Genomic DNA, 15,258 nt, shown 5'->3' with positions numbered 1-15,258 from the left:
TCGGGAAGTCGTGCGCCGTCCCGTCCGCGAGGCGCGCCCGGCGGCCGCGTCCCGAGGGACGGGGGGCGACGCTTCCCGGAAAAGGCCGGCGGCGTCAGCCCCCTATGCCGAAGGCGGCGAGCGCCGCCATATTGACGATATCCATGTCCGTCGCGCCGAGTTGGACGATCTGAATCGGTTTGTCGAGTCCGACGATCAGCGGTCCGAGCACCGTCGCGTCGCCCAGCTCCTGCAACATTTTGGTCGAGATAGCGGCCGAATGAAACGCTGGCATGACAAGGACGTTCGCCGTGTCCTTCAGGCGGGAGAAGGGATAGGCGCTCATCAGATCCTTGTTGAGGGCGATGTCCGCGCCCATTTCGCCTTCATATTCGAAGTCGACGCGACGCTGATCGAGCACGCGGACGGCCTCATGCACGCGGGCGGTGCGCTCGCCCGGCGGATAGCCGAATGTGGAGAAGGCCAGCATGGCGACGCGCGGCGTCAGCCCGATGCGGCGGGCGACGCCGGCCGCCTCGATGGCGATCTCGGCCAGCTCCTCCGCCTCCGGCAGTTCGGTGATGGCGGTGTCGGCGACGACCACGACGCGGCCTTTCGCCAGGACGAGCGACACGCCGATCACGCGATGGCCGGGCTTGTGGTCGACGACGCGGCGCACTTCCTCGAGCGCGTTGGAGAAATTACGCGTGACGCCGGTCACCATCGCGTCGGCGTCGCCGCGCGCGATCATGGCGGCGGCGAAATGATTGCGGTCCTGATTGATCAGGCGCTGACAGTCGCGGAACAGGAAGCCCTTGCGCTGCAGGCGCTCGAAGAGGAACTGCGCATAGATCGCGTTGCGGTGCGAGAGCTTGGCGTTGTGGATTTCGATCGTCGGCGGCAGCTCCAGTCCGGCGTTGGCCGCCGAGGCGCGGACGCGGTCCTCCCGCCCCACGAGCACCGCCGTGCCGAACTCCTGATTGACGAAGCTGAGCGCGGCGCGGATCACCTGCTCTTCCTCGCCTTCCGCGAAGACGACGCGCTTGGGGTCGCGCCGCACCCGCTCGAAAACCGTCTGCATCAGGCCGGCGATCGGATCGCGCCGCGCCGAGAGTTCGGCGCGATAGGCTTTCATGTCGATGATCGGGTGGCGGGCGACGCCGGAATCCATCGCCGCGCGCGCGACAGCCGGCGGAATGACGGAGATGAGGCGCGGATCGAAGGGCGCGGGGATGAGATAGTCGCGCCCGAAGCGTGGCCGCGCGCCGCGATAGGCGTTGGCGACCTCGTCGGGCACGTCCTCGCGGGCGAGATCGGCGAGCGCCTTCGCGGCGGCGATCTTCATTTCCATGTTGATCGTCTTCGCGCGGACGTCGAGCGCGCCGCGGAAGATATAGGGAAAGCCCAGCACATTGTTGATCTGGTTGGGATAGTCCGAACGCCCTGTCGCCACGATGGCGTCCGGCCGCGCGGCGCGCGCCTCCTCCGGCGTGATTTCGGGATCGGGATTGGCCATGGCGAAGATGATCGGGTCTTTCGCCATCGACTGCAGCATGGCGGGCGTGAGCGCCCCTTTCACCGAGAGGCCGTAGAAAACGTCGGCGCCCTCCAGCGCCTCGGCGAGCGTGCGCGCCTTCGTCTCGACGGCGTGGGCGCTCTTCCACTGGTTCATGCCTTCTTCCCGGCCACGATAGACGACGCCCTTGGTGTCGCAGAGCGTGACGTTGCGCGGATCGAAGCCGAGCGCCTTGGCGAGATCGAGACAGGCGATGCCGGCGGCGCCGGCGCCGTTGCAGACGAGTTTCGCGGTCCCGATGTCGCGGCCCGTGAGCTTCAGCGCATTGATGAGGCCGGCGGTCGAAATGATCGCCGTGCCATGCTGGTCGTCGTGGAAGACGGGAATGTCCATCATCTCGCGCAGGCGCTCCTCGATGACGAAGCACTCCGGCGCCTTGATGTCCTCGAGATTGATCCCGCCGAAGGACGGACCGAGGAAACGCACGGCGTTGATGAAATCCTCGACTTCCTTGGCGTCCACCTCGAGGTCGATGGAGTCGATGTCGGCGAAGCGCTTGAAGAGCGCCGCCTTGCCCTCCATCACGGGTTTCGCGGCGAGCGGGCCGAGATCCCCGAGCCCCAGTATCGCCGTGCCGTTGGTGATGACGGCGACCATGTTGCCGCGCGTCGTGTAGTCATAGGCGAGCGAGGGGTCTTTCGCGATCGCCAGCACCGGCGCGGCGACGCCGGGCGAATAGGCGAGCGAGAGATCACGCTGTGTCGCCATGGGCTTCGTCGAGACGACCGCGAGCTTGCCGGGGCGCCCGCGCGAATGGAAAAGCAGCGCCTCCTTGTCGGAGAATATCGGTCGGTCGGCCGTTGTGGTCTTGTCATCCGCCATGTCATAAGCCCTTTCGTCCGCCGCGCTGTTGCGCCGCAACATAGCCGGGCCGGGGGCGGGTTCACAAGCGGGGGGCCATGAGACGCCGACCCGGACGCGTCACCCGCCAAATTTCTGTGAACGCTCGCGCGGACGACGCTGAAGACGCGCTCCTGCATGGCGGCGGCGCGCCCGCATCGTTAAAATAGGCCCGATGACGACCGTGGCCGCCCCCCAACCCATCGTTGCCGACGACAAGGCGCAAGCCCGCGCGACGCCGATGATCGCGCAATACATAGAAATCAAGGCGGCGAACGCCGATTGCCTGCTTTTCTACCGCATGGGCGATTTCTACGAATTGTTCTTCGACGACGCCCAGACGGCGGCGCGGGCCCTCGGCATCATGCTCACGAAGCGCGGCAAGCATCTGGGCGAAGACATACCCATGTGCGGCGTGCCGGTGGAGCGCGCCAACGACTATCTGCAAAAGCTCATCGCGCTCGGTTTTCGCGTCGCCGTCTGCGAGCAGATCGAGGATCCGGCGGAGGCGAAGAAGCGCGGCGCGAAATCCGTCGTGCGGCGGGACGTGGTGCGCCTCGTCACGCCCGGCACGATCACCGAAGACGCTCTGCTCGACCCCGCCCGCGCAAACGCCTTCGCCGCCGTTTCAAGGATACGCGGCGCCGATGGCGGCTGGCGTTATGGTCTGGCGAGCGTGGATATTTCCACGGGCGCCTTCACCGTAAGCGACTGCGCGGAGAGCGAACTGGCTTCGACGCTCGCGCGGCTCGAACCATGTGAAATCGTGGCCGCCGAGGCGCTGTGCCGGGACGACCATGTCGTCGCCGTTTTTGCGGGCGTCGGCGCGCCTGTCGCGCCGCTCGGCCGTGAGGCCGGCGACGCGCCGCGCCGGCTGCAGGATTTTTACGGCGTCGCGACGCTTGCCGGCTTCGGCGCGCTGAGCGAGGCGGAGATTTCGGCCGCCGCGACCGCGATCCTCTATGTCGAGCGCACGCAGAAGGGGAGCCGCCCCGCCCTGGCGCGGCCGATGAGTCTGCGCGAAAGCGCGACGCTCGACATCGACGCCGCGACACGCGCCAATCTGGAGCTTTCCCGCACGCTGTCCGGCGCGCGCGAAGGCTCGCTCCTCTCCGTCGTCGATCTCACCGTCACCTCCGCCGGCGCGCGTCTGATGGCCGAACGCCTCGCCGCGCCCTCCACCGATCCCGCGCTCATCGGCGCGCGACACGACGCGGTGGCGTTCTTTCTCGAAAATCCCGACATCCGTTCTGCGTTGCGCGCGAAACTCGCCCGCGCGCCCGATCTCGCGCGCGCCGTCTCGCGCCTGTCCCTGCAACGCGGCGGCCCGCGCGATCTTGCAAGCGTCGGCGCCGCGCTGACGGCGGCGCGCGACGTCGCGGAGCTTTTCGCGCGCGCCGGGGCGCCGGGTGAAATCGCCCGCGACGTCGCGATGCTCGCGACAGCCGACGCAGCGCTTGCGCATGAAATTGCGCGAAGCCTCGGGGACAGCGTTCCGCTCGACAGGCGCGGCGGCGATTTCATCCGCGAAGGCCGCGACGCGGAGCTCGACGAAGCGCGGTCCCTGCGCGACGAAAGCCGTCACGTGATCGCCTCGCTTCAGTCGCGCTATGCGGACCAGACCGGAACGAAGCTGAAGATCAAGCACAACAACTTTCTCGGCTATTTTCTGGAATTGCCGGCGGCGCAGGGCGAAAAGCTGCTGCGCCCGCCTTTCGACCAAACCTTCACCCATCGCCAGACCATGGCCGACGCGATGCGCTTTTCGACGCGCGAACTCGTCGAGCTGCAAAGCAGGATCGCGTCGGCCGCCGACCGCGCGCTCGCGCGCGAACTCGCGCTTTTCGACGCGCTCGCCGCGCAAATTCTCTCGCGAACGGATGAATTGCAGAATCTCGCCCAGGGTTTCGCGCGGCTGGATGTTCTGAGCGCGCTGGCGGAAGTCGCCGAAAAACGCGGCTGGACGCGACCGCTCGTCGACCATTCGCTCGACTTTGCGATCATCGGCGGGCGCCATCCCGTCGTCGAGGCGTCGCTGGAGGCGCAGGGCAAGGCCTTCGCGGCGAATGACTGCGATCTCTCGGGCGACAAGGCTGGCCGCATCGCCGTCGTCACCGGCCCCAACATGGCCGGCAAATCGACCTTCCTGCGCCAGAACGCGGTGATCGCCCTGCTCGCGCAGGCGGGCTCCTTTGTGCCTGCGCGCGAGGCGCGCATCGGCGTCGTCGATCGTCTCTTTTCGCGCGTCGGCGCCTCCGACGATCTTGCGCGCGGGCGCTCGACCTTCATGGTCGAGATGGTCGAAACGGCGGCGATCCTGAACTGCGCCACGCCGCGCTCGCTCGTCATCCTCGATGAGATCGGCCGCGGCACGGCGACCTTCGACGGCCTTTCCATCGCTTGGGCGACGATCGAGCATCTGCATGAAGTGAACCGCTCGCGCGCGATTTTCGCGACGCATTTCCACGAGCTCACGCAACTGTCGAAACGCATGGCGCGGCTCGTCAATCTGACGATGAAGGTGACCGATCACGCGGGCGAGGTCGTTTTCCTTCACGAAGTCGTCAAGGGCGCGGCGGACCGCTCGTATGGCGTGCATGTCGCGCAGCTCGCGGGCCTGCCGGCGAGCGTCGTTTCGCGCGCCCACGCCATTCTCGCGGACCTGGAGGCGGCGGACCGCCGCGCGCCGGTCGAGGCGCTGATCGACGATCTGCCCCTCTTCAAGCGCGTCGCCGAAATCTCCCAACCCAAGGACGCTCTGCGCGAGGCGCTCGCGAAGATCGATCCGGATCAGATGAGCCCGCGCGACGCGCTTGCGGCGCTCTATGAGCTGAAGTCGAAGGCGTGAAGTTCAGCCCGCGTGACGCGCGAAGACGAATTGCGTGTCGCCATAGCGGCGCGCGTCTTCCTGCGCGAGACCTTCCGGCAGTTCGATCTGCGCGTCGGCCGATTCCTCGATGACGACGAGCGCGTCCTTCGCAAGCCAGCCGCCGTCGATCAGCGCGTTGAGCGCCGGCGCCGCGAGCCCCTTGCCATAGGGCGGATCGAGAAAGGCGAGCGAGAAGGCTTCGCCCGCCGGCGCCTGTCCGAGCTTCGTCGCGTCGCGCCGGAAAACGCGGGTGACGCCGCCGAGGCCGAGCGCTTCTATGTTCGCGCGCAACAGGGCGCGCGCTTCGGCTCCATCGTCGACGAAAAGCGCGCGCGCCGCGCCGCGCGACAGCGCCTCGAGGCCGAGCGCCCCCGTGCCGGCGTAGAGATCAATGACCGCCGCGCCGGCGACGGGATCGCCGAAGGCGTGGGCGAGAATGTCGAAGACCGATTCGCGCAGGCGGTCGGATGTCGGACGAATCGCCTGCGAGCGCGGGGCGGAAAGCGCGCGCCCGCGCAGCGCGCCGCCGACGATGCGCATGGCTTATTCCCCGCGCGGCCTGCGCGGACCCGAGGGCCGGCCCTTGCCGGGTCCGCCGCGACCGCCTCCCGGAGGACCTTTGCGAGGACCTCTGCCCGGCCCGGCCGCCGGTCCGCTGCGCGAACCTCTGGACAGCCCGCCGGCGCGCGGCGGTCTCGCGTCCGTGGCCTCGCGCGGGCGATCGAATTTGCGCGCGCCCGGTTTGCGATCGGCCGCTGAAAATTCGCGGTCGCCGCGGGGCCTGTCGAACTTCCGCGGTCTCTCATCGCGCGCCGCGCCCGCGCCGCGCGGAGCGCGCGAAGCCGGCCGGGCCTCGTCGTCGTCGCGACGGGGGGGACGCTTCTCGTAGCGGGTCTCGTCCCGATTGCCGGCGCGATAATTTGCACGCTCGCCAGACGACCGGCCGCCCGCGCGATCATCCGGCCGTCGCTCGAATCTCTGCGCATCCCGTGGACGTTCGTCGCGCCGTTCCCCCATGCGCTCCCGTGGCGCGCGCGCGGGTCTTTCGCCGCGCTGTTCCTCGAAACGCGGCGGGCGGCGAGCGTCGCCCGCGCGTCGCTCGTCCCGGCGACCCTCTCCGCGCGCAAAGCTTTCGCGCTGGCCCCGCTCCTCGCGCGCCGGCCTTTCGGCGCGCCCGCCTTCCGGTCCTGGCCGCCGCCCTTCGCCGCGCATCGCCTCGAAGCGCCGCGCATTGCGCGTCGTCGTTTCGCTTTCCGCCTTTCGAGCGGTCGGCGTGACGCGCTCGACGACGACGGCGCGGCCCTTGCGATCGGCGGTGGCGCCGCGTTCGATGCGCGCGCGCGGGCCCTTCCCGGATTTCTCGTCGCGCTGCTTGCGCAACACCGAGACATGCTTGCGCGGGCGTTTTTCCGCGCGTTCACGCATTTCCTGTTCTTCGGTCGCGGTGCGTTCGCGCACCGGCGAGGAGAAGTCGACGCCGGCGAGCTCCGCGAGGCTCTTGCCCAGTTGCTCGCGCAGAATCTTGAGTTTCACTTCCTCGACCGCGCCTTCGGCCAGTTCGCCGAGCTGGAACGGCCCGTAGGAGACGCGGATCAGCCGGGTCACGTCGAGCCCGAGATGCGCCATCACGCGTTTGATCTCGCGATTCTTGCCTTCCGTGAGGCTCATCGCGATCCAGGCGTTGGCGCCCTGCACGCGCTCGAGCCGCGCCTCGATCGGCGCATAGACGACCCCGTCGATGGTGACGCCCTTTCGCAGTTCGTCGAGTTGCGCCTGGTCGGTGTCGCCATGGACGCGCACGCGATAGCGCCGCGTCCAGCCGGTCGCCGGCAATTCCAGCGTGCGCGCGAGGCCGCCGTCATTTGTGAGAAGCAGCAGTCCTTCGGTGTTGATGTCGAGCCGTCCGACGCTGACGACGCGGGGAAGCTCGCCGTGGCGCTCCTCCAGAAAGGCGAAGACAGTCGGGCGTCCCTCGGGATCATGCGCCGTCGTGACGTAGCCGGCGGGCTTGTGGAACAGGAAAAGGCGGGTGCGCTCGCGCTCCTGCATGGGGGCGCCGTCGATGGTGATCCTGTCCCCTTCCTTCACATTGAAGGCGGCGTTCGGCAGCACGACGCCGTTGACGGCGACGCGGCCTTCCGCGATCCATTGCTCCGCCTCGCGGCGCGAGCAGACGCCTGCGCGCGCCATCGCCTTGGCGATGCGCTCGCCCTCGAAGCTGCTGGTTTTCTCGACCGGCGCGGGCGCTGGCCTCACGGCGCGTTTCGGGCGCTCGACGGCGCCGCGCGGCTTGCCGGATTTTTCGCCGCGCGGTTTTTCAGCGGCCGTCTTGGCGAATCCCGGCTTGCGGGGGCCGGTTGTCTTGCGCGCCTCGTCGCGCGTCATGTCGGAACTGGGGGCGCGGCGCCGCATCGGGCGATCGCCGCCGGGCGCGCCGGGGCGCTTCGTCGGTTTCTTGTCAGCCATGAGTTCTGATAGCAGGCGTTGCGCGGGCTTTGAAGCGCGATGCTCGGACAATTGCGGCGGAGAATTGAGAATGAGCGTGACAGACCCCTTCGCAGCCGCCTTCGCCGCCGCGCGCGAGGCGGCGCGCGCCGAGGAAGTGCCGGTCGGCGCGGCGATCGCGCGCGCGGGCGCGGTGATCGCGGCGGCGGGAAACCGCACGTTGCGCGACCGTGACCCGACCGCTCACGCCGAAATGCTGGTCATACGGCAGGCGGCCGCCGCAATCGGCTCCGAGCGGCTCGTTGACTGCGATCTCTATGTCACGCTCGAGCCCTGCGCCATGTGCGCGGGCGCCATCTCCTTCGCGCGCATCCGCCGGCTTTATTTCGCGGCGGAAGATCCGAAGGGCGGCGCCGTGGATCACGGGCCGCGCTTCTTCTCCCAGCCGACCTGCCATCACGCGCCGGATGTTTATGGCGGCATACGCGAAAGCGAGGCGGCGCAGCTGCTGCGCGACTTCTTTCGGGCGCGACGCTGATCTTTAAAGAAAACCCTCCAGCGCGGCGAGCGTCGCCTCGGGCGCCTCCTCCATCGCATAGAGGCCGCTGTCGACGCTCGCGCCCGTGACGTCGTCGCCAAACTCCTTCCATGCGTCGACGAGCGAGGGGCCGTCGGCGGGGAAGGTCGTCTCGCCATAGAGAATGAGCGTCGGGACCCGAAGCTTCCGGCCGGCCTCCCTGTCGGCGAGGGTCTGATCGCGGTCGATGGTCGCGCCGGCGCGGAAGTCCTCGCAGAAGGCGTGGATTCGCGTCGGTTCGTTGAATGCGGCGTGATAATGGGCGAGCGCCTGCGGCCCGAAGACGTCGAGCGTCTTCTCTTTGGTCGAGCTTTTCAGCGCGTCGTCGAGAAAGCCGGCCGGATCGAGGCCGATCAGCTCCTCGGGCCTGGGCGCTTCGGCGGAGAGAAAGCGCGCGCGCCCCATGCGCTGCAGATCGCCCGCGCCGAAGGCGTCGTCGATCGGCGCGATGTTGATCAGCGCAAGCCTGGTCAGGCGCCCCGGATGGTCGAGCCCGAGACGCATGCCGACCCGCGCGCCGCGATCATGACCGACGAGCGCGAATTGCACATGCCCCAGCGCCTCCATCACCTTGACGACGTCGTCGGCCATCTCCCGCTTCGTATAGGCTTCGCCCTTCTCGCTCTCGGGAACGGCCGACCAGCCATAGCCGCGCAGATCCATCGCGACCACGGTGAAGCGCTTCGCCAGCGCCGGCGCGATCCTGCGCCAGGCGACAAGCGTCTGGCCGAAGCCATGCAGCAGCACGAGCGGCGGTCCCGCGCCATGCGACCGGGCGAAGATTTTTCCAGCCTGCGTATCGATCCAGTGCGAGTCGAAACCGGGCAAAAGGTCAGCAAGTTCGGACATTCGAACACCAAGTCTTGTGTTGAGGCGCGGCGGCCATGGGGCGGATGTTATAAAGTAACAAGGCGCGATTCTGTCAACTTCTTCATGCCGACACGCAATCAAGCGACTTTGTCACGAAGATCGCAGAGTCATTCTTCTTGAAAATACGGAGGGAGCGTCACACAGTCGCACGCCGTCAAAAAATAGAGTCGTTCAAAACAACGAGAGCAATGGGAGAGAAACATGGCGAGCAAGATCGTCGATGAAGTCATGTCGGCAAACGCCGCTTATGTCGCGGGCTTCGGCAATAAGGGCGAACTCGCGCTGCCGCCGGCGCGGGGCTTCGCGATCCTGACCTGTATGGACGCGCGTCTCGACCCGGCCAAATACGCCGGCCTTTCGGAAGGCGACGCCCATGTGATTCGCAACGCCGGCGCCCGCGCTTCGGACGACGCGATCCGTTCGCTCGTGATCTCGCACAAGCTGCTGGGCACGAAGGAATGGTTCGTGATCCATCACACCAATTGCGGGATGGAGCTTTTCTGCGACGAGGTCATGGGCGACCTGCTCGAGGACAGCCTCGCCACCGCCGCGCTCGACATGTCGACGCTGAAGTGGTCGAACCCGCAGCATGGCGGCGGCTGCGCGGCCGGCCATTTCATCAAATGGCACACGATCAAGAATCAGGAAGAGAGCGTCGCGCAGGACGTGGCGCGCATCCGCTCGCATCCGCTGGTGCCGAAGAACGTTCCGATCTACGGCTACATTTACGACGTCAAGACCGGCAAGCTGATCGAGGTGCCGAAGGCGACCGAGATCGGCAAGGCCGCGTGATCGGGAGCGACCGCTGCGCGATGTGACAGCGGACGGAACGCTGTTGACGCCCCTCGTGCTTCGAGACGCCTGCTTTGCAGGCTGCTCAGCATGAGGGGCTTCTTTCTTCGCCGCGGCACGTGGGCCTCATGCTGGGGAGCGAGCGAGGCTCGCGTCTCGAAGCAGGAGGCCGCCTCGGCAGTTTTCAAAGCGCGTTCAGGAAAAGTGTATGCGGTTTTCCGTTTGGACGCGCGACAAGATGTGAAGCGAGAGCAAATTCGGCGAATTCAAATTTGCCGAATTTGCGCCAGAAGCCGCGAGCGAGAACGCCCGCGGCTTTTTTGTTTGCGTTAGGCCTGCACCGCGCCGCCGCGGGCGCGCCAGCCGCCGGTGCCGGGCGCATAATGGCTGACATCCTTGCAGCCGGCGCGCATGGCGGCGGTCAACGCCTTGGCGGAGCGTCCGCCCGCCTGGCAGATGATGACCACCGGCTTGCCGCCCGGCAGTTTCGCCGGATCGAACTGCGACAGCGGCAGATTGGTGGCGCCGGGCACGTGGCCCGCCGCATATTCATGCGGCTCGCGCACGTCGACGATGCAGCAGGAGCCGTCCTTCACGGCGCGGGCGAAGTCGTCGTGTTCGATCGTCGGAAGTTCTCCGCCGCCACCGGCGAGTTTCGACATGAGACCTGAGAGCATTCTGCTTTCCTTTCCTAACCTTCGGCCGGTTTTCCGGCCTCGAACTGGGTGAAGGCGGCGAGCGCATGGCTCGCGTACATCACCGAAGGGCCCGCGCCCATGTAGATGCTCATCCCGAGCGTCTCCAGCACCTCCTCGCGCGTCGCGCCGCGCTGCGCGGCCGCCTTGGCGTGGAAGGCGATGCAGTCGTCGCAACGTACCGCGACGCTGACCGCGAGAGCGATCAATTCCTTCGTCTTGGCGTCGAGCGCGCCCGGCGCTCCCGCCGACGTCGCCATCGACGAGAAGGCCTTCATCACATCCGGCGCGCCGACGCGCAGGTTGCGAATATCCGCCGTGAGGAGCTTCGCGAGCTCCGGCCAGTCGTTGATCATGCAGGCCTCCTTTCATCTGCCGGCGCCGGCGCCGGGGGGCGTTCGTCGTCGCGCAGGACGACATAGATCGCGGGAATGACGAGCAGGGTCAGGGCGGTCGACGACGCGAGGCCGAAGACGAGCGAGATGGCGAGACCCTGGAAGATCGGATCGGTGAGGATGAAGGCCGCGCCGATGATCGCCGCCGCGGCGGTGAGGAAGATCGGCTTGAAGCGCACGGCGCCGGCCTCGATCAACGCAGCGCGCAGGGGCATGCCCTTCTCGCGCAGGTGGCGGATGAAGTCGACGAGCAGGATCGAATTGCGCACGACGATGCCGGCGAGCGCAATGAAGCCGATCATTGACGTCGCGGTGAAGGCGGCGTTGAACAGTAGATGGCCGATGACGATGCCCACGAGCGTGAGCGGCACCGGCGCCAGAATCACGAGCGGCAATTTGAACGAGCCGAATTGCGCGACGACGAGCAGATAGATGCCGAGCAGCGCCACCATGAAGGCCGCGCCCATGTCGCGGAAGGTGACATAGGTGACTTCCCATTCGCCGTCCCAGAGGAAAGTGGGCTGCGAATCGTCGAGCGGCTGGCCGTGATATTTGATCGTCGGCGCGCCTTTCGGACCCCAGTCGATCTTCTTGATCTCGTCCTCGACGGCGAACATGCCGTAGATCGGCGCCTCGAATCGTCCGGCGACTTCGGCGCTCACCATTTCCGCGAAGCGGCCGTTGTGGCGGAAGATCGGATACGAGCCGAGTTCCCGCGTCGCCTTCACCACGTCGCCGAGCTCGACATTGGCGCCCTGGCGCGGGGTGCCGCCGGCGGGGAGGGGCGTCGAGAGAATGCGCTCGCCGGTCGTCATCGCCGAACGCGGAAGCGCGACGGAAATATCGATCGGCTTGGCGCCGCCGCCGCGCTGCGAGAAGCCTATCTTCACGTCGCCGACGAGCGCGCCGATCGTGTCATAGACGGCGCGCTCCTCGACGCCGTGAAATTCGAGCGCCTCCTGATCGATCTCGAAGCGCAGCCGCTCCGCGCGCTGGCCGAAAGAGTCGTCGGTGTCGACGACGAAGTCGACCGCGTCGAAAGCCTTGCGCAGCTTCGTCGCCAGCTCGCGCCGCGTCTCGGCGTCCGGGCCATAGACTTCCGCGAGCAGCGTCGAGAGCACGGGCGGGCCCGGCGGCACTTCCACGACCTTGATCGCGGTGTGCTCCGGCATGGGCAGGCCCTTCAGCTTCTCGCGAATCTCCAGAGCAATGGCGTGGCTCGCGCGCTTGCGTTCATCCTTGGGCAGAAGATTGATCGCGAGATCGCCCATCTCCGGCGCGGCGCGCATGTAGTAATGGCGCACGAGGCCGTTGAAGTTGAAGGGCGCCGCCGTGCCTGAATAGGACTGGATGGAGGTAAGTTCCGGAATGTCCTTCAGCCGCTCGGCCGCGGCGGTCAGCACGCGGTCGGTTTCCTCCAGAGAGGCGCCGCGCGGCAGGTCGACGACGACGGCGATCTCCGACTTGTTGTCGAAGGGCAGAAGTTTTACGCGCACGCTCTTTGTGACGAACAGCCCCATGGAAAGCAGCGTCGCCACGCCAACGGCGATGAGAAATCGCTGCGAACGCTTGCGCCCCTGCAACAGCGGCGTCGCGATGCGCGCGTAGAAATCGCCCATCGCGCCGCGCTCATGCGAGTGATCGTGACCCGCGCCGCCTTCCTGCTCGAAGCGCTTGCCGGCGATCTTCAGCAGCAGCCAGGGCGTGATCGTCATGGCGACGAAGAAGGAGAAAACCATGGCGAGCGAGGCGTTCGCCGGGATCGGACTCATATAGGGCCCCATGAGCCCCGAGACGAACATCATCGGCAACAGCGCCGCGATGATGGTGAGCGTCGCGACGATGGTCGGATTTCCGACCTCCGCCACGGCCTCCACCGCCGTGTCGATCAGGCTGCGCTCGCCGCGCATGTGCCAGTGGCGCACGATGTTCTCGACGACGACGATGGCGTCGTCGACGAGAATGCCGATGGAGAAGATGAGCGCGAAAAGGCTGACGCGGTTGATCGTGTAGCCCATCAGCCATGAGGCGAAGAGCGTCAGCAGGATCGTCGTCGGAATGATGACGAAAACGACGACGCCCTCACGCCAGCCCACCATGACGACGATGAGCGCGACGATGGACACGGTCGCGAGCGCGAGATGGAAGAGAAGCTCGTTCGCCTTTTCAGTGGCCGTCTCGCCATAGTCGCGGGTGACGGTGATCTCGAGATCCTCGGGAACGATGCGGCCTTTGACCGACTCGAGGCGACGCATCACCTCCTCGGCCACGATCACCGCATTGGCGCCCTTGCGCTTGGCGATGGCGATGCTGACGGCCGGACGCTTCAGAAGCTCGCCGCCCTTCTCGCGCGTCATGGTCCAGCTGCGCTTGTCGGGCTCCGCGGCGCCGACAATCACATCCGCCACGTCCTTCACATATACGGGCCGCCCGTCGCGCGTCGTCAGCAACAGGAGACCGATATCCGGCACGCCCTGCAACGTCTGTCCCGCGACGACCGGAACCGAACGATTGCCCTCGCGGAATGAGCCGACCATGAAGGAGCGGTTGGCGTTGGTCAGCTTGTCGATGAGCTGGTTGAGCGTCACGCCAAATTGCGACAGGCGCTCGGGATCGGGCTCGACGCGGATCTGGTTGGGGCTGCCGCCGACGATGTAACTGAGCCCGACATTGTCGACCTTGGTGAGATCGTGCTGCAATTCCGCCGCGACCTGATAAAGGCCGTTGTCGGTCCATTTGTCCGCATGTTCCGGTTTCGCGGAAAGCGTCAGCACCACGATCGCGACATCGTCAATGCCGCGCCCGATGATGAGCGGCTCGGGGATTCCCTTCGGCAGATCGGAAATATTGGCGCGTATCTTGTCATGCACGCGCAGAACGGCGTTGTCCTGCGGCGTGCCGACGAAGAATCGCGCCGTCACCATCACACTGTCGTCGCGCGTCTGCGAATAGACATGCTCGACGCCATTGATGCCCTTGACGATGTCCTCGAGCGGGCGCGTGACGAGTTCGATCGCGTCTTCCGCCTTGTAGCCGTTGGCCTGGACGAGAATGTCGACCATGGGCACGGAAATCTGTGGCTCCTCCTCGCGCGGCAGCGCCTGCAATGCGATGAGGCCGACGAGAATCGAGGCGAGCAGCAGTAGCGGCGTCAGCGGCGAATTGATGAAGACGCGCGTCAGCGTTCCGGAAATGCCGGGGTGGAATGATTCCTTCGTCTCCTGCTTCATGGCGTCTGCACCACGTCGCCGTCATGCAGGCCGGAGAGGATTTCTATTGCGTCGCCATGGGCCTCGCCCGTCTGCACGACGACTTCCGAACCATCGCCGAGCCGAACGAAATCGACGCCGGCGCGGCGATAGATCGCTGATTTCGGCGCAAGGATCGCGTCGCGCTTTCCGGTGGTGACATAGACGCGCGCACGCTCGCCGACGAAATAATCGCCCAGCCCCTCGACCTCGACGTCGGCGATCACGCGACCGCCCTGAATCTCGGGATAGACGATCCGCACGCGCCCTTCCTTGCGGGCGCCATGGGCGTCGGCGTGCAATCCGCGCTCGCCGATCTCGACGCGGTCGCCGGCGCGCATGAATCGCGCATGACGCTCCGGCAATTGCAGACGGAGAATATACTTATCCTCGGCGAGCGTCGCGATCGTTTCTCCCGGCATCACGACGCGGCCGACCGACACGGGGACCGTGAGAATACGCCCCGGCCCCGGCGCCTTCACCGAACCTTCCGCCGCCTGCTGTTCGATGACGCTGCGATCGGACTGCAGCGCGGCGAGATTGCGTTCCGCGACGTCGAGCCCGGTCTTGGCCTGATCGTACATGACCTTGGTCGAAACGCCGCGGCGCAGAAGCTCCTGCGCGCGCTCGAAATCCGTCCTCGCCTTGTCGCGCTGCGCCTGTTGCGAACGGATGCGCTGGTCGAGCGCCTGCATCTGCAGAAAGAGTTTCTGATCGGCGACGGAAGCAAGCTCCGCCCCGGCGGCGACGACGTCTCCTTCCTTTATCTTGAGCGCGGTCACCGTGCCGCCGATGCGCGCTCGGGCGATGAGCTGATGCGCGGGCTCCACGGATGCGACGACGGCCTTCAGATCGTCGACGGGCGCAAGGTGAAGCGTGACCTCGCCCGCGGTGGCGGGGCAAGCGAGCGCCGCAATCGCAGCGGCGCGGAAAAGGGGCAGGCGGAAGCGGCGCATCAAGTCTCCCCGTGGC

The 15,258-nt window shown here is 66.8% G+C and carries 11 protein-coding genes; 3 read left to right on the top strand and 8 right to left on the bottom strand.

What is annotated here, in order from left to right; genetic code table 11:
- Positions 1–94: 94 nt before the first annotated feature.
- Positions 95–2,377: an NADP-dependent malic enzyme gene (locus tag MET49242_RS16460; protein WP_036288453.1), complete on the bottom strand. Its 2,283-nt coding sequence runs from the start codon at positions 2,375–2,377 to the stop codon at positions 95–97.
- A gap of 193 nt (positions 2,378–2,570) precedes the next feature.
- Between MET49242_RS16460 and mutS the strand changes: the two genes are divergently transcribed.
- A complete protein-coding gene (gene mutS / locus MET49242_RS16455) occupies positions 2,571–5,243 on the top strand; it encodes a DNA mismatch repair protein MutS (RefSeq protein ID WP_051134266.1) in 2,673 nt (890 codons plus the stop codon).
- A 3-nt stretch (positions 5,244–5,246) separates the two neighbouring features.
- On the opposite strand, the gene rsmD is transcribed toward mutS, so the two are convergent.
- Together rsmD and MET49242_RS16445 are read right to left on the bottom strand one after the other, a co-directional pair.
- Positions 5,247–5,804, bottom strand: coding sequence for a 16S rRNA (guanine(966)-N(2))-methyltransferase RsmD (gene rsmD / locus MET49242_RS16450; protein ID WP_036284437.1), 558 nt, complete (start codon positions 5,802–5,804; stop codon positions 5,247–5,249).
- 3 nt (positions 5,805–5,807) lie between these two features.
- Positions 5,808–7,730, bottom strand: coding sequence for a pseudouridine synthase (locus MET49242_RS16445; RefSeq protein ID WP_036284434.1), 1,923 nt, complete (start codon positions 7,728–7,730; stop codon positions 5,808–5,810).
- A 70-nt stretch (positions 7,731–7,800) separates the two neighbouring features.
- Between MET49242_RS16445 and MET49242_RS16440 the strand changes: the two genes are divergently transcribed.
- Positions 7,801–8,247 (top strand): nucleoside deaminase, encoded by a 447-nt coding sequence (locus MET49242_RS16440; protein WP_036284431.1) that lies wholly within the window; start codon positions 7,801–7,803, stop codon positions 8,245–8,247.
- A gap of 3 nt (positions 8,248–8,250) precedes the next feature.
- On the opposite strand, the gene MET49242_RS16435 is transcribed toward MET49242_RS16440, so the two are convergent.
- Entirely contained in the window at positions 8,251–9,135 is an 885-nt protein-coding gene (locus MET49242_RS16435; RefSeq protein WP_036284428.1) for an alpha/beta fold hydrolase, read from the bottom strand.
- Between the two features lie 222 nt (positions 9,136–9,357).
- On the opposite strand from MET49242_RS16435, the gene MET49242_RS16430 reads away from it, so the two are divergent.
- Entirely contained in the window at positions 9,358–9,948 is a 591-nt protein-coding gene (locus MET49242_RS16430) for a carbonic anhydrase (RefSeq protein WP_036284426.1), read from the top strand.
- A gap of 329 nt (positions 9,949–10,277) precedes the next feature.
- On the opposite strand, the gene MET49242_RS16420 is transcribed toward MET49242_RS16430, so the two are convergent.
- The 4 genes from MET49242_RS16420 to MET49242_RS16405 are packed head-to-tail and all read right to left on the bottom strand — an operon-like array spanning position 10,278 to position 15,242.
- Positions 10,278–10,625 (bottom strand): rhodanese-like domain-containing protein, encoded by a 348-nt coding sequence (locus tag MET49242_RS16420; RefSeq protein ID WP_036284422.1) that lies wholly within the window; start codon positions 10,623–10,625, stop codon positions 10,278–10,280.
- 14 nt (positions 10,626–10,639) lie between these two features.
- A complete protein-coding gene (locus MET49242_RS16415; protein ID WP_036284420.1) occupies positions 10,640–10,999 on the bottom strand; it encodes a carboxymuconolactone decarboxylase family protein in 360 nt (119 codons plus the stop codon).
- Positions 10,996–14,268: an efflux RND transporter permease subunit gene (locus MET49242_RS16410; protein ID WP_036284418.1), complete on the bottom strand. Its 3,273-nt coding sequence runs from the start codon at positions 14,266–14,268 to the stop codon at positions 10,996–10,998. The genes MET49242_RS16415 and MET49242_RS16410 overlap by 4 nt, the downstream gene beginning before the upstream one ends.
- Entirely contained in the window at positions 14,265–15,242 is a 978-nt protein-coding gene (locus tag MET49242_RS16405) for an efflux RND transporter periplasmic adaptor subunit (protein WP_036284415.1), read from the bottom strand. The genes MET49242_RS16410 and MET49242_RS16405 overlap by 4 nt, the downstream gene beginning before the upstream one ends.
- Between the last annotated feature and the right edge of the window lie 16 nt (positions 15,243–15,258).

The sequence above is a fragment of the Methylocystis sp. ATCC 49242 genome, assembly GCF_000188155.2.
GTDB lineage: Bacteria > Pseudomonadota > Alphaproteobacteria > Rhizobiales > Beijerinckiaceae > Methylocystis.
This window is presented reverse-complemented; position numbering and strand designations above follow the sequence as displayed.